Origin of the sequence: Pantoea sp. SORGH_AS_0659, from assembly GCF_031453915.1 — a bacterium.
Classification (GTDB): domain Bacteria; phylum Pseudomonadota; class Gammaproteobacteria; order Enterobacterales; family Enterobacteriaceae; genus Pantoea; species Pantoea leporis.
Genome location: NZ_JAVJAK010000001.1, coordinates 175,328 through 194,865, shown reverse-complemented (window position 1 = coordinate 194,865; position 19,538 = coordinate 175,328). Strand labels below are relative to the sequence as shown.

13 protein-coding genes, 4 tRNA genes, 3 rRNA genes and 1 riboswitch are annotated in these 19,538 nt (G+C 53.2%); of the genes, 3 read left to right on the top strand and 17 right to left on the bottom strand.

The window, feature by feature from the left end; translation table 11 throughout:
• From ilvD to ilvL, 5 genes are all read right to left on the bottom strand, one after another.
• Positions 1-1,851: a dihydroxy-acid dehydratase gene (gene ilvD, locus Q3H59_RS00980; protein WP_008106626.1), complete on the bottom strand. Its 1,851-nt coding sequence runs from the start codon at positions 1,849-1,851 to the stop codon at positions 1-3.
• Between the two features lie 62 nt (positions 1,852-1,913).
• Entirely contained in the window at positions 1,914-2,843 is a 930-nt protein-coding gene (locus Q3H59_RS00975; RefSeq protein WP_007888821.1) for a branched-chain amino acid transaminase, read from the bottom strand.
• Between the two features lie 18 nt (positions 2,844-2,861).
• The gene (gene ilvM, locus Q3H59_RS00970) at positions 2,862-3,119 is read right to left on the bottom strand and encodes an acetolactate synthase 2 small subunit (protein ID WP_101762784.1); all 258 of its coding nucleotides are present in this window, start codon (positions 3,117-3,119) and stop codon (positions 2,862-2,864) included.
• Positions 3,116-4,762 (bottom strand): acetolactate synthase 2 catalytic subunit, encoded by a 1,647-nt coding sequence (ilvG, locus tag Q3H59_RS00965; RefSeq protein ID WP_008106622.1) that lies wholly within the window; start codon positions 4,760-4,762, stop codon positions 3,116-3,118. Before ilvG ends, ilvM begins: the two co-directional genes overlap by 4 nt.
• Before the next feature lie 149 nt (positions 4,763-4,911).
• Positions 4,912-5,010 (bottom strand): ilv operon leader peptide, encoded by a 99-nt coding sequence (ilvL, locus tag Q3H59_RS00960; RefSeq protein ID WP_071531048.1) that lies wholly within the window; start codon positions 5,008-5,010, stop codon positions 4,912-4,914.
• Between the two features lie 328 nt (positions 5,011-5,338).
• Between ilvL and Q3H59_RS00955 the strand changes: the two genes are divergently transcribed.
• On the top strand, positions 5,339-6,859 hold the full coding sequence (locus tag Q3H59_RS00955; protein WP_110867717.1) for a YifB family Mg chelatase-like AAA ATPase: 1,521 nt from the start codon (positions 5,339-5,341) through the stop codon (positions 6,857-6,859).
• Positions 6,860-6,889: 30 nt separating this feature from the next.
• On the opposite strand, the gene Q3H59_RS00950 is transcribed toward Q3H59_RS00955, so the two are convergent.
• The gene (locus tag Q3H59_RS00950; protein WP_008106616.1) at positions 6,890-7,228 is read right to left on the bottom strand and encodes a DUF413 domain-containing protein; all 339 of its coding nucleotides are present in this window, start codon (positions 7,226-7,228) and stop codon (positions 6,890-6,892) included.
• 121 nt (positions 7,229-7,349) lie between these two features.
• On the opposite strand from Q3H59_RS00950, the gene hdfR reads away from it, so the two are divergent.
• Positions 7,350-8,171, top strand: coding sequence for an HTH-type transcriptional regulator HdfR (hdfR, locus tag Q3H59_RS00945; RefSeq protein WP_008106614.1), 822 nt, complete (start codon positions 7,350-7,352; stop codon positions 8,169-8,171).
• 105 nt (positions 8,172-8,276) lie between these two features.
• Here hdfR and Q3H59_RS00940 read toward each other — a convergent pair.
• From Q3H59_RS00940 to btuB, 9 genes are all read right to left on the bottom strand, one after another.
• Positions 8,277-8,352: transfer RNA gene (locus Q3H59_RS00940), tRNA-Trp, on the bottom strand.
• A gap of 8 nt (positions 8,353-8,360) precedes the next feature.
• Positions 8,361-8,437: transfer RNA gene (locus Q3H59_RS00935), tRNA-Asp, on the bottom strand.
• Positions 8,438-8,539: 102 nt separating this feature from the next.
• A 5S ribosomal RNA gene (gene rrf, locus Q3H59_RS00930) occupies positions 8,540-8,655 on the bottom strand.
• 206 nt (positions 8,656-8,861) lie between these two features.
• Positions 8,862-11,766 (bottom strand): 23S ribosomal RNA (locus Q3H59_RS00925).
• Between the two features lie 202 nt (positions 11,767-11,968).
• Positions 11,969-12,044, bottom strand: a tRNA-Ala gene (locus Q3H59_RS00920).
• A 143-nt stretch (positions 12,045-12,187) separates the two neighbouring features.
• Positions 12,188-12,264: transfer RNA gene (locus Q3H59_RS00915), tRNA-Ile, on the bottom strand.
• A 73-nt stretch (positions 12,265-12,337) separates the two neighbouring features.
• Positions 12,338-13,877: ribosomal RNA gene (locus Q3H59_RS00910) — 16S ribosomal RNA — on the bottom strand.
• The 16S, 23S and 5S rRNA genes sit together here with 4 tRNA genes alongside, the layout of an rRNA operon.
• Positions 13,878-14,273: 396 nt before the next feature.
• Positions 14,274-15,125, bottom strand: a complete 852-nt coding sequence (gene murI / locus Q3H59_RS00905) for a glutamate racemase (RefSeq protein WP_309832659.1) — start codon at positions 15,123-15,125, stop codon at positions 14,274-14,276.
• Complete coding sequence (gene btuB, locus Q3H59_RS00900) at positions 15,070-16,956, bottom strand: TonB-dependent vitamin B12 receptor BtuB (RefSeq protein WP_309832657.1); 1,887 nt, start codon at positions 16,954-16,956, stop codon at positions 15,070-15,072. The genes murI and btuB overlap by 56 nt, the downstream gene beginning before the upstream one ends.
• A gap of 68 nt (positions 16,957-17,024) precedes the next feature.
• A riboswitch (cobalamin riboswitch) is annotated at positions 17,025-17,207 on the bottom strand.
• A gap of 112 nt (positions 17,208-17,319) precedes the next feature.
• On the opposite strand from btuB, the gene trmA reads away from it, so the two are divergent.
• A complete protein-coding gene (gene trmA / locus Q3H59_RS00895; RefSeq protein WP_192415340.1) occupies positions 17,320-18,423 on the top strand; it encodes a tRNA (uridine(54)-C5)-methyltransferase TrmA in 1,104 nt (367 codons plus the stop codon).
• Positions 18,424-18,455: 32 nt separating this feature from the next.
• Here the strand turns inward: trmA and Q3H59_RS00890 are convergent, their stop codons facing one another.
• Complete coding sequence (locus Q3H59_RS00890) at positions 18,456-18,812, bottom strand: YijD family membrane protein (protein WP_061720276.1); 357 nt, start codon at positions 18,810-18,812, stop codon at positions 18,456-18,458.
• Between the two features lie 18 nt (positions 18,813-18,830).
• Positions 18,831-19,475: an HTH-type transcriptional repressor FabR gene (fabR, locus tag Q3H59_RS00885; protein ID WP_008109648.1), complete on the bottom strand. Its 645-nt coding sequence runs from the start codon at positions 19,473-19,475 to the stop codon at positions 18,831-18,833.
• Positions 19,476-19,538: the final 63 nt, after the last annotated feature.

Sequence of the window (19,538 nt, the reverse complement as noted above, 5' to 3'; positions counted from 1 at the left end):
TTAGCCTCCCAGCTTGGACTTATCGCGCACCGCGCCTTTGTCTGCGCTGGTCGCCAGTGATGCATAGGCACGCAGGGCAAACGAGACTTCACGTACGCGGCCGTGCGGGGTATAAGCCGCATCGCCGCGCGCTTGCTCTTCTTCACGACGGGCGTGCAGTTCGTTATCCGGTACCGCCAGCTTGATACCACGGTTGGGGATATCGATCTCAATCATGTCGCCATCTTTCACCAGCGCGATGGTGCCGCCGCTCGCCGCTTCCGGAGAGGCGTGACCAATCGATAAGCCTGACGTGCCGCCAGAGAAGCGACCGTCGGTGATCAGTGCGCAGCTTTTGCCAAGGCCCATGGATTTCAGATAAGTGGTCGGATAGAGCATTTCCTGCATGCCCGGTCCGCCTTTCGGTCCTTCGTAGCGGATCACCACGACGTCGCCGGCTACCACTTTACCGCCAAGGATCGCTTCAACTGCATCATCCTGGCTTTCGTACACTTTCGCCGGGCCTTTGAAGGTGAGGATCTCTTTGTCTACACCCGCGGTTTTAACGATACAGCCATCTTCGGCAATGTTGCCGTAAAGCACAGCTAAGCCGCCATCCTGCGAGTACGCGTGTTCGCGCGTACGGATACAACCATCGGTACGGTCATCATCCAGCGTGTCCCAACGGCAGTTCTGCGAGAACGCCTTGGTGGTACGAATACCAGCAGGACCAGCGCGGAACATATCCTTCACCGCCTGATCTTTGGTCAGCATGATGTCGTACTGATCCAGGGTTTCACGCATGCTCTGCTGCAAGATGTTGCGCGCGCTGGTGTCGATTAAACCGGCGCGATCTAACTCACCGAGAATGGCGATAACGCCACCCGCACGGTGCACATCTTCCATGTGATATTTCGGCGTACTTGGCGCCACTTTACACAGCTGCGGCACTTTACGAGACAAGCGATCGATATCGGAGATGTTGAAGTCGATTTCGCCTTCCAGCGCCGCTGCCAGCAGGTGCAGAACGGTGTTGGTGGAACCGCCCATAGCGATATCCAGCGTCATCGCATTCTCGAACGCCGCTTTGGTGGCGATGTTACGCGGCAGCATGTTGACGTCATCCTGCTCGTAGTAGCGTTTGGTCAGGCTAACGATGCGCTTACCGGCATTAATGAACAGCTCTTTACGATCGGCGTGTGTGGCCAGCAGTGAACCGTTACCCGGCTGCGACAAGCCCAGCGCTTCGGTCAGACAGTTCATCGAGTTGGCGGTGAACATACCGGAACAGGAACCGCAGGTTGGACAAGCAGAACGTTCGATCTGATCGCTGTCGGCATCGCTGACGTTCGGGTTGGCGCCCTGAATCATCGCATCAACCAGATCCAGCTTGATGATTTGATCAGACAGTTTGGTTTTACCGGCTTCCATCGGGCCGCCAGACACAAAGATCACCGGAATGTTGAGGCGCAGTGACGCCATCAGCATGCCAGGAGTGATTTTGTCACAGTTGGAGATACATACCATGGCATCGGCGCAGTGCGCGTTGACCATGTACTCCACTGAATCGGCAATCAGCTCACGTGAAGGCAGTGAATACAGCATGCCGCCATGACCCATGGCGATACCGTCATCCACCGCAATGGTGTTGAACTCTTTGGCCACGCCGCCAGCTGCTTCGATTTCCTCAGCAACCAGTTTGCCAAGATCGCGCAGGTGCACGTGGCCCGGTACGAATTGGGTGAATGAGTTGACCACGGCGATAATCGGCTTACCGAAATCGTCGTCGGTCATTCCTGTCGCGCGCCACAAGGCACGGGCACCGGCCATGTTACGTCCATGGGTGGTGGTGGCGGAACGGTACTTAGGCATGCTCTATTTACTCCAGTAATAATAAGGTTGCGGGCGCCATCTGACGCCCGCAAAAAATCTCGTTATGCGTTAACCGGATCCAACCAGCCCCACTTGTCTTCCGTCTCGCCAGTGAACAGGCCAAAGAATGCCTTCTGAATACGACCGGTGACCGGACCACGTTTACCTTCGCCGACCTGAATGCCGTCGACGCTGCGCACCGGAGTGATCTCCGCTGCAGTACCTGACATGAAGACTTCGTCGGCCAGATACAGGGATTCGCGCGACAGAACCTGCTCACGCACTTCAATACCCATGTCTTGCGCCAGCTTGATGATGGCGTCACGGGTGATGCCCGGCAGCGCTGAAGAGGTGAACGGCGGCGTGAACAGAATGCCATCTTTCACTTCGAACAAGTTTTCGCCAGCACCTTCTGAAATATAGCCGTTGGTGTCGAGCGCGATACCTTCCTGATAGCCGTGGCGGCGCGCTTCGCTGCCTACCAGCAGAGAGGAGAGATAGTTACCACCCGCTTTCGCGGCGGTTGGCAAGGTGTTTGGTGCAACGCGGTTCCACGAAGAAACCATGGCGTCGATACCGTTTTCCAGCGCTTCAGCGCCCAGGTAAGCACCCCAAGGGAAGGCAGCGATGATTACATCGGTGGTGTAGCCATCTGGCGGGTTCACACCCAGACCCACGTCACCCACGAAGGCCAGCGGACGGATATAAGCGCTTTTCAGTTTGTTCACGCGGATCACTTCGCGGCACGCTTCCATCAACTCATCAACGCTGGCTTTAATCGGGAAACGGTAAATTTTGGCGGATTCATGCAGACGCTTCATATGCTCACGGTGGCGGAACACCACTGGACCTTTGTGTGAGTCGTAGCAACGCACGCCTTCAAACACAGAAGTACCGTAGTGCAGGGCGTGAGACATAACGCTGACCTTGGCGTCTTCCCACTTAACCATCTCACCATTGAACCAAATAAAGTCTGCTTTCTTCGTACTCATTGCTTTTTCCTTTGGCGACTATGCGCGGATTTGTTGTGTTGTCTGTTGTTGGATCTCGACGCAAGCGACATCCATAAGTTTGCTTAACTGCGAAGACAGTAAATCGACTGAGCGTTGGCTGGCAACGGTCATTTCGATATTAATGTTCTCCGCATTGACCGCGGTGGCCATATTCATTGCACACACCTGGAAACCACGGTGACGCACGACACGCAAAATGCGCTCCAATATTTCAGGACGAAAGCGGGCTTCGATAGACAATTGATGCTGATTCATGCGGTTTTCTCCATCATGTTTGCGTTGCTGGCACCTGGCGGTACCAATGGCCAGACGTTTTCATGCTCATCTATCGAAACATGCAGGAAGTAAGGACCTTCACTGTTCAGCAGAGCATCGAGGGCGGCGTCGACCTGATCTTTACGGCTAATGCGCTGGCCTGGGATATCAAACGCGCTGGCCAGCGTAAGGAAATCGGGGTTGTCGGTCAGAATGGTTTCGCTGTAGCGACCATCAAAGAACAGTTGCTGCCACTGGCGCACCATGCCGAGACGCTGGTTATCCAGCAGCAGAATTTTCACCGGCAGCTTGCCGCGCTTGATGGTGCCCAGCTCCTGAATGTTCATCATGATAGAACCATCGCCAGACACGCAGATCACTGTGTCCTCTGGACGTGCCACCTGCGCACCAATCGCCGCCGGCAGGCCAAAGCCCATAGTGCCGAGACCGCTCGAGGTGATGAAGTTTTCTGGCGCGGTGAAACTCATGTGCTGAGCGGCCCACATCTGGTGTTGACCTACATCGGTGGTGACCACGGCGCTGTCCGCTTTGCGGTCAGACAACTGCTTCAGCAGCAACGGCGCGTAAATCGCTTCGCCGGGATGATCGTAGCGCCAGTCGAACTCGCTTTTCATCGCGCTGACTTCTTTGCGCCAGCCATCAATGTGCATTGGCATGCTCAGTGCCGGCAGCACCTGATTCATATCGCCCTGCAGTGAAACGTGAGCACGGCGCAGTTTGTTCAGCTCGGCAGGATCGATATCGATATGGATGACGCTGGCGTGCGGTGCGAAGGTGTCCAGCTTGCCAGTAACGCGGTCGTCAAAACGCGCGCCAACCGCAATCAGCAAATCACAGGATTGTACCGCGAGGTTAGCGGCTTTGGTGCCGTGCATGCCCAGCATTCCGAGATAAAGATCGCTGCTGGCATCCGCGCTACCAAGACCTTTCAGCGTAGAAACCATCGGGATACCGGTTTCCTGCGCCATGGCACGTAAGGCTGGAACCGCCTGCGCCATACCCACGCCGCCACCGATATACAGCATCGGCTTATGCGATTGCGCCATCAATGCGCGCGCCTCTGCAATGTGCTGAGCGGAGTGGCTGATTTCTTCCTCAACTGGCAGCAGATGAGGCGTCAGTTCGCCATTGGCGATCTGAATGTCTTTCGGGATATCGACCAGTACCGGGCCGGGACGACCCGATTGCGCGATGGCAAAAGCTTCTGCCATCACTGAGGGTAAATCATCAAGCGATTCAACGAGGAAACTGTGTTTGGTGCAGGCTAACGATAAACCAAGAACGTCTATTTCCTGGAAGGCGTCGGTGCCGATGAAGGCCGATGATACCTGGCCGGTGATCGCCACTACCGGGATCGAATCCATCATCGCATCCGCCAAACCGGTGATCAGGTTGGTGGCGCCGGGACCCGACGTGGCGATACATACGCCCGTCTTGCCGGTTGCGCGGGCATAACCAATAGCAGCCATCACCGCACCTTGCTCATGACGACACAGTAGGTGTTCCACGCCGCCATCGTAGAGCGCATCGTACACTGGCATGATTGCGCCGCCAGGATAGCCAAACACTGTATCGACACCCTGCGCGCGTAAAGCCTGAACTACCCACTGTGCACCTGTCATGGTTATTCTCCTGTATTCCTAGGGGAACAACAGAATTTTATGCTACTGCTCATAATCTGTTCCTCGCTAATTTGCTGATATTTAGCCTGGTTAAAAAAAAACCCCCGGACCTTTCGGTGCGGGGGTTTTTGGAATTCCAGACTTGATTTTTAAGCCTTTCTTTCTCCAAGCGATGCCCCGCACGGTGGGATAATAATCACCACCACGCTAATCACGACTAGGCTAATCACTTGTAGAAGGGCTTTCATGTGTTGTTTGTTTTTTCGATTGTTCGAAGTAATACCTACAGAGTTACCATAGTTAGCGTGTCGTTGACAATAATTTTCATTGGAAAATTTTATGATGCCGCTGGCGGCCCGCCGTTATCACATTGTAAATAAAAGGTTATTTACATTTGTGATAAAAATTCATAACGCCCGCGTCGTAATCTTCATTTGGAGTTTACGATCAAGCTTTGATTTTCAGTGAAAGAGCGGCAATTATCAGGGAATGTAAGGAATCTGGCTCTGAAGTTGAGCAGTAAGCCATTGTTCATCTGTCTGGCTGCTTTGATGATAAGGACAACAAGGAGCGGTTATGTCTTTATCGAAGGTATTAACACGAGCTGCGCTGGGTGTTCAGGCTCCGCTGGTGACGGTGGAAGTGCACATCAGCAACGGCTTGCCGGCCCTGACGCTGGTTGGACTGCCTGAAACCACGGTAAAAGAAGCGCGGGAACGGGTGCGAAGCGCGATTATTAATAGCGGGTTCACCTTCCCGGCGAAACGCGTCACCATCAATCTGGCGCCTGCCGATCTGCCAAAAGAGGGCGGACGCTATGACCTCCCCATCGCTATCGCCATTCTGGCGGCCTCTGAGCAGCTGCCAGACGCAAAACTAGGGCAATTTGAATTCCTGGGGGAGTTAGCACTTAACGGCGCGCTCTGTGGCGTTCAGGCCGCTATTCCAGCTGCGATGGCGGCACTGCAAGCAGGCAGACAAATGGTGTTAGCTGAACAGAATCAACAGGATGTAGGGTTGATTCAACAAGGCGAGACGCTGGTTGGCAAACATCTGGTAGAAATCTGTGCGTTTCTCCATAACAAAACCACTCTCACTGTCGCGCATTATCAGCCCGAAACGCTTGAACAGGAAAAGCAGGACCTCAGCGATATCATTGGCCAGGATCAGGGCCGACGTGCACTGGAGATCACCGCAGCTGGCGGGCATAACCTATTACTGATTGGGCCGCCTGGCACCGGCAAGACCATGTTAGCGACGCGTTTGCCCGGTATCATGCCACCGTTAGACGACCAGGAAGCGCTGGAGTGCGCCGCTATCGCCAGTCTGGTAAGCAGTGGCAATCTCCATCATCAGTGGCGCAAACGGCCGTTCAGAGCGCCTCATCACAGTTCATCACTCTATGCGCTGGTTGGGGGCGGCTCCTTGCCGCGGCCGGGAGAAATCTCCCTGGCACACAATGGCGTGTTATTCCTCGATGAGCTGCCAGAATTCGAGCGCAGAACGCTTGATGCTTTGCGCGAACCGATTGAATCCGGAGAAATCGCCATTTCACGCACGCGCGCTAAAGTGACGTATCCCGCGCGCTTTCAATTGATCGGCGCGATGAATCCCAGCCCGACCGGGCATTATCAGGGCAACCATAATCGCTCATCACCTCAGCAGGTGTTGCGCTATCTCAATCGGTTATCAGGACCTTTTCTCGATCGCTTTGATTTATCGTTAGAGGTCCCACTTCTTCCCAGTGGGTCTCTGAGTAAGAAACAACAAGTCAGCGAAAGCAGCGCTGAAGTTTTAACTCGCGTCCTCGCCGCACGAAAGATTCAAACAGCACGCAGCGGAAAGGTGAATGCTCATCTCTCTAACCCAGAGATTTTGCGCTGGTGTCCATTGAAGCAGCAGGATGCTGAATGGCTGGAAGAAGTGTTGAATTCGTTGGGGCTTTCAGTACGCGCCTGGCAGCGGATTTTAAAGGTGGCCAGGACAATAGCTGATTTAGCAGGTGAAGAGCAGATTACTCGTAGTCATTTGCAGGAAGCGGTGGGATATCGCAGCATCGACCGCTTAATGATCTATCTGCACAAGACTCTGGAATAAAAAACGGGGCTTATATAAGCCCCGCTATTCTTAATCATCGCTATCGCTAAAATCTTCCACCGTATCCATCTGCGGCTTGCCGCCAGATAGCGTATGGAAACGCTTAGGTCGCTTGATACGTGCGGTATATTTCGACCATACACGTTCAGCTTCCGTTTGTGGCTCACGAAGACCACGACATACTTCTAAAAATGAACGCTCTTCTTCTGTAATGGGTTCACGCTTAGCGAGATCCAGTTCATTAAAGGCGTAACCGTGGCGCTCCAGAAGCTGAGCTTCTTTAATGGTGAAATCACCATGACGCGAAAAACCACGTGGGTAATGTTTGTTATCAAAGAAACGATTCGTTGTTGCGAAGCTATCCGCCATTTTACACGCTCCTGACTCTCATATGGCCGTGCTATTTATGGCGCGGAGTATTAGATAGGCTTGACAGAGTGTAAAACAAAACATTTAAATCAGTACGACAAACAATTTTTGGGAGAATGCAGTGGATACGGAATTACTGAAAACTTTCCTCGAAGTGAGCAGAACACGCCATTTCGGGCGTGCTGCTGAAGCGCTTTACCTCACGCAATCTGCCGTTAGTTTTCGCATTCGTCAGCTGGAAAATCAGCTGGGCGTAAACCTTTTTACTCGTCACCGTAATAACATCCGGCTGACTTCAGCAGGCGAGCGTTTATTACCCTATGCCGAAAGCCTGATGAGCACCTGGCTGATGGCCAAAAAGGAAGTTTCGCATACACAACAGCATCATGAGCTTTCAATAGGAGGTAGCGCATCCCTTTGGGAAGCGTACTTAACTCCTTGGTTGCAAACACTTTATGAGAATCGAGAAAGCCTTCATCTCGAGGCACGTATCGCCCAGCGACATTTACTGGTTAAGCAATTGCATGAACGTCAGTTGGACCTGTTGATCACAACTGAAGCGCCAAAAATGGATGAGTTAACCAGCCAGCAAATAGGGCATATTTCGCTCGCATTGTTCCGGGCGCGTAAAACCGAGAAGCGTGAAAAATATGACTATATCAAGCTGGAATGGGGCGCAGATTTTCATCAGCATGAAAGTTATCTGTCCAGTGATGATGTTCCCGTATTAACCACCACATCCGCACATTTAACACGCGAATTACTGCACACCACCGGTGCTTGTGCCTTTTTACCTGATTTTTGGCACGGCATTTATAGTGATTTGATGGTTATTCCAGATACACCCGTCGCCGTGCGACCGTTATATGCGGTGTGGCTGCAGAATAGCGATCAGCAAAGTCACATTCGTCAGCTGCTTAAATATCCGGTTTTGACACAATAAGATAATAAATAAGGGAGTTTGAGTGGATCACAGTGAAACTCAAACTCATTTCACTGCTGAATTTTGGACAAAAAAAATCCTTTGCCGAAGCAAAGGATTATTTTCTGGCAGGGGCGGAGGGACTCGAACCCCCAACACCCGGTTTTGGAGACCGGTGCTCTACCAATTGAACTACGCCCCTAATTAGGGTGGCGGAACGGACGGGGCTCGAACCCGCGACCCCCTGCGTGACAGGCAGGTATTCTAACCAACTGAACTACCGCTCCACCGATTCTGTACTGATATCAGACAATCGTTCTGATTTCAGGTGTTTCGCCCTTCCCGCGTCACGGGGAAGGTCACGACCCGGTAACGGGTCTTAAATTGATGCCTGGCAGTTCCCTACTCTCGCATGGGGAGGCCCCACACTACCATCGGCGCTACGGCGTTTCACTTCTGAGTTCGGCATGGGGTCAGGTGGGACCACCGCGCTAAAGCCGCCAGGCAAATTCTTGCTGCACGAAACGAATATTTTTCACTGATGCCGCGTTGCTCTCCCTCGCGTAACTCAGTCACATACTTCAGTATGCTCCCTCGCTCCGTCTCGGTCGGCGCCTCGCCTCAGCGTAAAATCTTCGCTTCCGCTAATTCTTTATCCGGTAAAACAAGCTGAAAATCCGGTCTCTCAGACCAAAACGCCTCTGGCGTTGTAAGGTTAAGCCTCACGGGTCATTAGTACCGGTTAGCTCAACGCATCGCTGCGCTTACACATCCGGCCTATCAACGTCGTAGTCTTCAACGTCCCTTCAGGACCCTCAAGGAGTCAGGGAGAACTCATCTCGGGGCAAGTTTCGTGCTTAGATGCTTTCAGCACTTATCTTTTCCGCACTTAGCTACCGGGCAGTGCCATTGGCATGACAACCCGAACACCAGTGGTGCGTTCACTCCGGTCCTCTCGTACTAGGAGCAACCCCCCTCAATTCTCCAGCGCCCACGGCAGATAGGGACCGAACTGTCTCACGACGTTCTAAACCCAGCTCGCGTACCACTTTAAACGGCGAACAGCCGTACCCTTGGGACCTACTTCAGCCCCAGGATGTGATGAGCCGACATCGAGGTGCCAAACACCGCCGTCGATATGAACTCTTGGGCGGTATCAGCCTGTTATCCCCGGAGTACCTTTTATCCGTTGAGCGATGGCCCTTCCATTCAGAACCACCGGATCACTATGACCTGCTTTCGCACCTGCTCGAGCCGTCACTCTCGCAGTCAAGCTGGCTTATGCCATTGCACTAACCTCCTGATGTCCGACCAGGATTAGCCAACCTTCGTGCTCCTCCGTTACTCTTTGGGAGGAGACCGCCCCAGTCAAACTACCCACCAGACACTGTCCGCAGCCCGGATTACGGGCCTACGTTAGAACATCAAACATTAAAGGGTGGTATTTCAAGGTTGGCTCCACGCAGACTGGCGTCCACGCTTCAAAGCCTCCCACCTATCCTACACATCAAGGCTCAATGTTCAGTGTCAAGCTATAGTAAAGGTTCACGGGGTCTTTCCGTCTTGCCGCGGGTACACTGCATCTTCACAGCGATTTCAATTTCACTGAGTCTCGGGTGGAGACAGCCTGGCCATCATTACGCCATTCGTGCAGGTCGGAACTTACCCGACAAGGAATTTCGCTACCTTAGGACCGTTATAGTTACGGCCGCCGTTTACCGGGGCTTCGATCAAGAGCTTCTCCTTGCGGATAACCCCATCAATTAACCTTCCGGCACCGGGCAGGCGTCACACCGTATACGTCCACTTTCGTGTTTGCACAGTGCTGTGTTTTTAATAAACAGTTGCAGCCAGCTGGTATCTTCGACTGCCTTCAGCTCCATCCGCGAGGGACTTCACCTGATGACAGCGTGCCTTCTCCCGAAGTTACGGCACCATTTTGCCTAGTTCCTTCACCCGAGTTCTCTCAAGCGCCTTGGTATTCTCTACCTGACCACCTGTGTCGGTTTGGGGTACGATTTCGTGTTACCTGGAGCTTAGAGGCTTTTCCTGGAAGCAGGGCATCAGTTACTTCACCACCGTGGTGGCTCGTCGTCACGCCTCAGCCTTAAGATACCCCGGATTTACCAAAGGTATCAGCCTACACGCTTAAACCGGGACAACCGTCGCCCGGATAACCTAGCCTTCTCCGTCCCCCCTTCGCAGTAACACCAAGTGCAGGAATATTAACCTGCTTCCCATCGACTACGCTTTTCAGCCTCGCCTTAGGGGTCGACTCACCCTGCTCCGATTAACGTTGAACAGGAACCCTTGGTCTTCCGGCGAGCGGGCTTTTCACCCGCTTTATCGTTACTTATGTCAGCATTCGCACTTCTGATACCTCCAGCATGCCTCACAGCACACCTTCAACGGCTTACAGAACGCTCCCCTACCCAACAACACATAGTGTCGCTGCCGCAGCTTCGGTGCATGGTTTAGCCCCGTTACATCTTCCGCGCAGGCCGACTCGACCAGTGAGCTATTACGCTTTCTTTAAATGATGGCTGCTTCTAAGCCAACATCCTGGCTGTCTGTGCCTTCCCACATCGTTTCCCACTTAACCATGACTTTGGGACCTTAGCTGGCGGTCTGGGTTGTTTCCCTCTTCACGACGGACGTTAGCACCCGCCGTGTGTCTCCCGTGATAACATTCTCCGGTATTCGCAGTTTGCATCGGGTTGGTAAGCCGGGATGGCCCCCTAGCCGAAACAGTGCTCTACCCCCGGAGATGAGTTCACGAGGCGCTACCTAAATAGCTTTCGGGGAGAACCAGCTATCTCCCGGTTTGATTGGCCTTTCACCCCCAGCCACAAGTCATCCGCTAATTTTTCAACATTAGTCGGTTCGGTCCTCCAGTTAGTGTTACCCAACCTTCAACCTGCCCATGGCTAGATCACCGGGTTTCGGGTCTATACCCTGCAACTTAACGCCCAGTTAAGACTCGGTTTCCCTGCGGCTCCCCTATACGGTTAACCTTGCTACAGAATATAAGTCGCTGACCCATTATACAAAAGGTACGCAGTCACCCCATTAAAGAGGCTCCCACTGCTTGTACGTACACGGTTTCAGGTTCTGTTTCACTCCCCTCGCCGGGGTTCTTTTCGCCTTTCCCTCACGGTACTGGTTCACTATCGGTCAGTCAGGAGTATTTAGCCTTGGAGGATGGTCCCCCCATATTCAGACAGGATACCACGTGTCCCGCCCTACTCTTCGAACTCACAATCTGTGCACTTTCGTGTACGGGACTATCACCCGGTATCGTGCGACTTTCCAGACGCTTCCACTAACGCACAAACTGATTCAGGTTCTGGGCTGTTCCCCGTTCGCTCGCCGCTACTGGGGGAATCTCGGTTGATTTCTTTTCCTCCGGGTACTTAGATGTTTCAGTTCCCCGGGTTCGCCTCGCAACACTATGTATTCATGTTGCGATGATGCACTGGGTGCACCGGGTTTCCCCATTCGGACATCGTCGGCTGTAGCGGTTCATATCACCTTACCGACGCTTTACGCAGATTAGCACGTCCTTCATCGCCTCTGACTGCCAGGGCATCCACCGTGTACGCTTAGTCGCTTAACCTCACAACCCACAGGCGTTTTGCAACGCGCGCAGACTGCAAGCATTTGAGAGACTCGAACATATCGCCGCTTCATTCTTATTACGGAGAATGAAGACGATACGTCGTTTCAATTTTCAGCTTGTTCCGGATTGTTAAAGAGCATAATACTTCGCAGCACACCGTTTCCGGTTTGCTCTGAAGTATTGTTTTGAGTCACTGTAATGGTGGAGCTAAGCGGGATCGAACCGCTGACCTCCTGCGTGCAAGGCAGGCGCTCTCCCAGCTGAGCTATAGCCCCATACAGTTACTGCAGAGACCACTACTACCACTCACCAGGAGTTCCGTTTTTGACAAACGGTAATTTCTTTTCAGGCAAGGCAAAGTGGCGCGACGTATAGTTCACTATACGAGCGGCGCTTTAACGCAGCATGAGAAGAAATTTGGTAGGCCTGAGTGGACTTGAACCACCGACCTCACCCTTATCAGGGGTGCGCTCTAACCACCTGAGCTACAAGCCTGTAGAGGTTTTTTCTGCTCGTTACTTTCTATCAGACAATCTGTGTGAGCACTTCGCGGGAAAGTATCTTCAGGTAAGGAGGTGATCCAACCGCAGGTTCCCCTACGGTTACCTTGTTACGACTTCACCCCAGTCATGAATCACAAAGTGGTAAGCGCCCTCCCGAAGGTTAAGCTACCTACTTCTTTTGCAACCCACTCCCATGGTGTGACGGGCGGTGTGTACAAGGCCCGGGAACGTATTCACCGTAGCATTCTGATCTACGATTACTAGCGATTCCGACTTCACGGAGTCGAGTTGCAGACTCCGATCCGGACTACGACGCACTTTATGAGGTCCGCTTGCTCTCGCGAGGTCGCTTCTCTTTGTATGCGCCATTGTAGCACGTGTGTAGCCCTACTCGTAAGGGCCATGATGACTTGACGTCATCCCCACCTTCCTCCAGTTTATCACTGGCAGTCTCCTTTGAGTTCCCGGCCGAACCGCTGGCAACAAAGGATAAGGGTTGCGCTCGTTGCGGGACTTAACCCAACATTTCACAACACGAGCTGACGACAGCCATGCAGCACCTGTCTCAGAGTTCCCGAAGGCACCAAAGCATCTCTGCTAAGTTCTCTGGATGTCAAGAGTAGGTAAGGTTCTTCGCGTTGCATCGAATTAAACCACATGCTCCACCGCTTGTGCGGGCCCCCGTCAATTCATTTGAGTTTTAACCTTGCGGCCGTACTCCCCAGGCGGTCGACTTAACGCGTTAGCTCCGGAAGCCACTCCTCAAGGGAACAACCTCCAAGTCGACATCGTTTACGGCGTGGACTACCAGGGTATCTAATCCTGTTTGCTCCCCACGCTTTCGCACCTGAGCGTCAGTCTTTGTCCAGGGGGCCGCCTTCGCCACCGGTATTCCTCCAGATCTCTACGCATTTCACCGCTACACCTGGAATTCTACCCCCCTCTACAAGACTCCAGCCTGCCAGTTTCGAATGCAGTTCCCAGGTTAAGCCCGGGGATTTCACATCCGACTTGACAGACCGCCTGCGTGCGCTTTACGCCCAGTAATTCCGATTAACGCTTGCACCCTCCGTATTACCGCGGCTGCTGGCACGGAGTTAGCCGGTGCTTCTTCTGCGGGTAACGTCAATCGGTGAAGTTATTAACTCCACCGCCTTCCTCCCCGCTGAAAGTACTTTACAACCCGAAGGCCTTCTTCATACACGCGGCATGGCTGCATCAGGCTTGCGCCCATTGTGCAATATTCCCCACTGCTGCCTCCCGTAGGAGTCTGGACCGTGTCTCAGTTCCAGTGTGGCTGGTCATCCTCTCAGACCAGCTAGGGATCGTCGCCTAGGTGAGCCATTACCCCACCTACTAGCTAATCCCATCTGGGCACATCCGATGGTGTGAGGCCCGAAGGTCCCCCACTTTGGTCTTGCGACGTTATGCGGTATTAGCTACCGTTTCCAGTAGTTATCCCCCTCCATCGGGCAGTTTCCCAGACATTACTCACCCGTCCGCCACTCGTCACCCGAGAGCAAGCTCTCTGTGCTACCGTTCGACTTGCATGTGTTAGGCCTGCCGCCAGCGTTCAATCTGAGCCATGATCAAACTCTTCAATTTAAGTTTGATTTGCTGAAACCAGTTCAGCGATGCTCATCTGTAAAACGTCATAATGAATTTCATTATGTGTTCACTCGTGAGGCTTTGATATTTTTTTGCGTCCGGAGACGCGGATATCAATCCTGCGAGTGCCCACACAGATTGTCTGATAAATTGTTAAAGAGCATGCCGCGATTTCTCTAGCGGCGCGGGATGCGTATATTACGCTTTCCGCATTCTCAGTCAAGCATTTATTTTTGCTTTTCTGAAGGTTGCCTTGAAGACCACCTCCTGAACACTTCGCTTCGTAAGCCGTTGTTCCGTGTCAGTGGAGGCGCAGTATAGGGATTTCTTCGGAGCTGACAAGCGCTAATTTCAAATTAATTTCCGAGTGCTGATTTTTTCGTCGAAACGCCACTAAACTGCTAATTTTTCCAGCAACGGGAAGCCATAACGCTGCAAAATCGGTGACAATTTCGTCACTTCATCATCTATACGCGTACAGAACGCTAAATTCTGACCGGATGAAACCGCCTGCGGTGCTTCATGCTCTAATAACCAAACGGTACGACGCGCAATCGCCGCGCCCGAATCCACCAACCTTGTCCCTTCCGGCAGCACCAGTTGCAGCTCATCACGTAGTAAAGGGAAATGCGTACATCCGAGAACCACGGTATCAGGTGGCTCTTTCATCCGTAGCCAGGGTTGCACAGCACGGCGTACATCAGCGAGCTCAACATCTTCGCCATGCAGCTTGGCTTCCGCCAGCTCCACCAGCTCAGCAGAGCCAAGCATTTCGATTTTGCAGTCGCGGGCAAATTGCGCCACTAACTCATGGGTATAAGGACGTTTCACCGTGCCGCGCGTGGCCAGCAATCCCACTACGCCGTTACGCGTCAGGCGCGCAGCAGGTTTAATCGCAGGCACCACACCCACAACCGGGAATTCGAAACGTTCACGCAGAGCCGGCAAAGAGAGGGTGCTGGCCGAGTTACAAGCAATGATCACCAACGCAAGCGGGAAACGCTGAGTGATAGCCGTCACCATCGCCACCACGCGCTCGACAATAAAGTCTTCGGATTTTTCGCCGTACGGGAACCCTTCATTATCAAAGGCGTAGAGATAGTGAAGATCCGGCAGTAAATGCCGGACCTCATCATAAACGGAGAGCCCACCCACGCCGGAGTCAAACACCAGCACGGTGGGACGCAGATCAGAAGCTGTAGCTGGCGCTGAGGTAGTACTCCGTTCCTGGAGTTGGATAGCCATACGCTGTCTCATAATCTTTATCGAACAAGTTGGCAATTCTACCACGAACGGTGAGCTGTGATGTGACCGGATACGAGACCGCGAGATCTACCGTGCTGTAACTCGATAAACGACGCTGCTCGCTGGCATATTCGCTGGTGTTGTTATCGTAGCGCTTACCGAAGTACTGGTAGATGACATCAATATCAAAGTCATACACCGTCATACCCAGCTGATATTTGGCCTGCTCACGCGCACGACGCGCCAGCGTTTCACCATCTGAATCACGACGCGCATCCAGATAACCCAAGGTGATCTGGTGATGAAGGAAGCGGGTATCAAAATCAGCGGTGGCTTCAATACCTTTCAGCGTAACGGCTTTTTCATTGTAATAGCCGCCCTCAAAAGTCACAGGATCAGAAGCATAGGTAATGAGATTACTGACTTTATTGTGATACGCCGCAACACGCCAATTAACCGGACCGGTTAAACCTTCCAGCGCGGCTTCCCACTGTTTTGATTTCTCAGGATTCAGATCGGGATTAGAGCTAATACCAAAGCGCTTCAGACCATATAGCTGGCCTAACGTCGGCGCCTGGAAACCCGTGCCGTAAGAGAGTGATGCCTTGTAACCCGGCACAAACTCCCAACCCGCAGCCGTTTGCCAGGTGCCATGACGGCCAAAGTCCTGGTTATCATCGCCACGCGCCGAACCTTCAAGCGTAACATTGCCAAACTGCTGCTGAGCCGTCAGGTAAGCACCGGTGTTGTCTTGCTTGTAAACATCTTTATCACGCGGTGCGCCAGAATAGAGTTGTCCAATCGAACTCAGTTTCTGCTGCTGCCAATCCAGACCAGCGCTGACCATGCCATGCCCCACCGCAAAGGTGTTACCCCATTGCAGGTTGCGCTGCTCCATGTCATCCAGGCTATTGGAATCTGCATAGCGGCCGTCAGACCCAACGTAGTTATAGATTTTGTACTTTTGATAACTGGCGGTCAGCTGCGAGGAGTATTCCTCTTTATTAAAGCGCAGACCGGTATCAAACGAGTGATTATAGATCTGTTGCTCATCCTGACCACCGACATAACCCGCATCGTAATCTGAGTTCGCGGCGTAACCGTAACCCCGGAAGAAGCCAGAAAACGCCTCGTTAAACTTGTGGTCAACGCCAGCCCAGAACGCCTTATTGCGCCAGCCATCACGATCGCGATCGATCGGAGACGTTGAGCCCGGCTGAACGTTGTAGCCGTTGGTGGCCTGATAAGAGCCCGCCACCGTTACGCGCGTCTGGTCCGTGACATTTTGATTGATGCCGCCGCTGTATTCCTGATAGCCCTTCGAACCAAAGCCAGCCGTCAGCGAGTTTTGATTATTCGGGTTTTGCGTAATGACATTCACCACGCCGCCAATCGCATCTGCGCCGTAAACGGCAGAGCGCGGGCCGCGAATGAACTCAACGCGCTGGATGATGGAAACAGGGATTTGGTTGAAGTCAGCAACGCCGGTAATGCCAGGCTTAGAGAACGGCACACCGTCAACCAGAATTAGCGTATGGCGCGCTTCCGAACCACGTACATACATAGAAGCGCTTTGCCCAATGCCGCCGCTTTGCGCGATATCCACGCCCGGCAAGCGGCGTAACACTTCCAGTAGGTTCTTGGATTGCCACTGATCGATCTCGTCACGGGTGACGACAGAAGTCGAAGCCAGCACCGACGAGACCGGCTGCGCGAAGCGGTTAGCGGTAACGATTTGCGTATCATCATTCTGCTGCGCGTAGCCAAATTGCGCCCAGAGAGACAACGCCGTTGCACTGAAGGCAAACAGCGAAGCATGTGTTTTTTTCATTGTTATAGCATCCAAAAGACGAAGCAGGATGCCGCACGACTACAACCAATAGCTCGCGATGGTCGTATGTATTGCGACGTCACACCGGCAGGTCTTCGGGCTGAGAATCATAAATGGTGAAAAAACTTCCCATCCGGCAGGACAGTGTTTGTAATTGCCATCACCACGACATTCTTTACCGCTGCGCGTCAGCTCCAGATTCACACTGGATTCCCTTTTAACTCAAGGAGGCCGGCAGGCGCAGTCTACGGCCAGGAAGGCCGGAAATCCAGACTTCCAGCCATCTTGTTTTCCGCAGGGCTGGACATCAGCAGTTGAATGCCTACAATCGCCCGGCAAGCCAGCTTATTACCAGGATTAAAGATGACACCCGAACAGCTCCCGATTGAACAATACGACGCGCAACTGGCGGAAAAAGTCAGCCGCTTACAGGCGATGATGATGCCCTTTGCCGCGCCCGACGTGGAGGTGTTCCGTTCGCCGGTCAGCCACTATCGGATGCGTGCCGAATTCCGCATCTGGCACGACGGAGACGATCTCTACCACATCATCTTTGATCAACAGACCAAGCAACGTATCCGCGTCGATCAATTCCCGGCGGCCAGTGAATTGATCAACCAGCTGATGCCAAAACTGATCGCGGCGATCCGCGACAACCGCGCGCTGCGTTTCAAACTGTTCCAGATCGATTACCTGTCGACGATGAGCAACCAGATTGTTATCTCGCTGCTCTATCACCGCAAGCTGGAAGAGGAGTGGACCGCCGCCGCCAGCGCCCTGCGCGACAGCCTGCGTGCTGAAGGCTTTGACGTGCAGCTGATTGGCCGCGCCACCAAAACCAAAATCTGCCTCGATCGCGATTACGTGGATGAGCGCCTGCCGGTCGCGGGGAAAGAGATGATTTATCGTCAGGTGGAAAACAGCTTCACCCAGCCAAACGCGGCGATGAATATTCAGATGCTGGAGTGGGCGCTGGACGTCACGCAGGATTCGCAAGGCGATCTGCTGGAACTCTATTGCGGTAACGGCAACTTCTCGCTGGCGCTGGCGCGTAACTTCCGCAGCGTGTTGGCCACGGAGATTGCCAAGCCGTCGGTCGCGTCCGCGCAATACAACATTGCCGCCAACCATATTGATAATGTGCAGATTATTCGTATGGCCGCTGAAGAGTTTACCCAGGCGATGACGGGCGTTCGCAGCTTCAATCGTTTAGAAGGCATCGACCTGAAGAGCTATCAATGCGAAACCATTTTTGTTGATCCGCCACGTAGCGGGCTGGATGAGGAAACTGTGAAGATGGTGCAGGCCTATCCGCGCATCCTTTATATCTCCTGCAACCCGCAAACGCTGTGCGACAACCTCGCGGTGCTGGGAGAAACGCATGATGTCACGCGTCTGGCGCTGTTCGATCAGTTCCCGTATACCCATCATATGGAATGCGGCGTGCTGCTGACGCGCAAGGCCTAAACAACAACGGGAACCCCAAGGTTCCCGTTTTTTCACTGCTTGCTCTTCGCGCGGCGAAAACGCATACCAATCCAGAACACCAGCGCCACCATCAGAATGGTCGGGATGAAGTTAGAGCCGATATCCGGATATTCAGCCCGCACCAGCGCGCTATAAACCAAAATACCCAGCAGGAAGAACGCCGCCGCCAGTGAAGGCATGCCGTCTGGCATATTGCGGTTGAGATAACGCTGATGCAAACACCAGGCCGCGAGGCCAAGCGCAATCAGCGGGAATATCGAAAAGGGAACAAACGTGCTGAACAGCACCGAAAAGGAGCCGTTGATCGCTAAACCGGTGATAAAAGCCAATAAAAGCGTTCCTTTATCGCGTGGGTTTTGCTCAATCATTTCATTATCCTTATCACATTACTCTTCGGGTTTTTCCAGGGTAACCGCCAGACGCTCTTGCTCCCGGCGATACCAGTAATAAGCGCCTTTGGCGATCATGCGCAGCTGCAGCACTAATCGATCCTCAAGCTTACGGCGCTGCTCAATATCAACGTCCAGCGCTTCGGCACCCGCGCTAAACACAATCGTCACCATGGCTTCGGCCTGCGCTTCGGTGAAGCTGCGCGGCATGCGATTTTCTAATTCAAGATAATCGGCCAGTTCGGCGATGAAGTGCTGAATCTCACGCGCGACTGCGGCACGAAAGGCCGCCGAGGTTCCGGAGCGCTCGCGTAGTAAGAGCCGAAAAGCATTGGGATTGTTCCCGATGAACTCCATAAAAGTTGCCACCGAGGTTTTGATAATGCTGCCGCCCTTGGCAATACGCTGGCGCGCCTGACGCATTAACTGGCGCAGCATCAAGCCACTTTCGTCGACCATGGTCAGGCCCAGCTCATCGACATCGCGGAAGTGACGATAAAATGAGGTCGGCGCAATCCCCGCTTCGCGTGCAACTTCGCGCAGACTCAGGCTGGCAAAACTCCTTTCTGCACTTAACTGACTGAAGGCAGCCTCAATCAGTGAACGTCGTGTACGTTCTTTTTGTAGCGCTCTGACGCCCATTTTCCCGGCCTTTTAGGTGATTTGGCAGGCACTATAACAAACTTTTCAGCGTACAGCGGTGCA

Coding starts and splice junctions, on each gene's coding strand:
- ilvD (WP_008106626.1), bottom strand. CDS start 1,851: ATGCCTAAGTACCGTTCCGCCACCACCACCCATGGACGTAACATGGCC.
- Q3H59_RS00975 (WP_007888821.1), bottom strand. CDS start 2,843: ATGAGTACGAAGAAAGCAGACTTTATTTGGTTCAATGGTGAGATGGTT.
- ilvM (WP_101762784.1), bottom strand. CDS start 3,119: ATGAATCAGCATCAATTGTCTATCGAAGCCCGCTTTCGTCCTGAAATA.
- ilvG (WP_008106622.1), bottom strand. CDS start 4,762: ATGACAGGTGCACAGTGGGTAGTTCAGGCTTTACGCGCGCAGGGTGTC.
- ilvL (WP_071531048.1), bottom strand. CDS start 5,010: ATGAAAGCCCTTCTACAAGTGATTAGCCTAGTCGTGATTAGCGTGGTG.
- Q3H59_RS00955 (WP_110867717.1), top strand. CDS start 5,339: ATGTCTTTATCGAAGGTATTAACACGAGCTGCGCTGGGTGTTCAGGCT.
- Q3H59_RS00950 (WP_008106616.1), bottom strand. CDS start 7,228: ATGGCGGATAGCTTCGCAACAACGAATCGTTTCTTTGATAACAAACAT.
- murI (WP_309832659.1), bottom strand. CDS start 15,125: ATGGCTATCCAACTCCAGGAACGGAGTACTACCTCAGCGCCAGCTACA.
- btuB (WP_309832657.1), bottom strand. CDS start 16,956: ATGAAAAAAACACATGCTTCGCTGTTTGCCTTCAGTGCAACGGCGTTG.
- trmA (WP_192415340.1), top strand. CDS start 17,320: ATGACACCCGAACAGCTCCCGATTGAACAATACGACGCGCAACTGGCG.
- Q3H59_RS00890 (WP_061720276.1), bottom strand. CDS start 18,812: ATGATTGAGCAAAACCCACGCGATAAAGGAACGCTTTTATTGGCTTTT.
- fabR (WP_008109648.1), bottom strand. CDS start 19,475: ATGGGCGTCAGAGCGCTACAAAAAGAACGTACACGACGTTCACTGATT.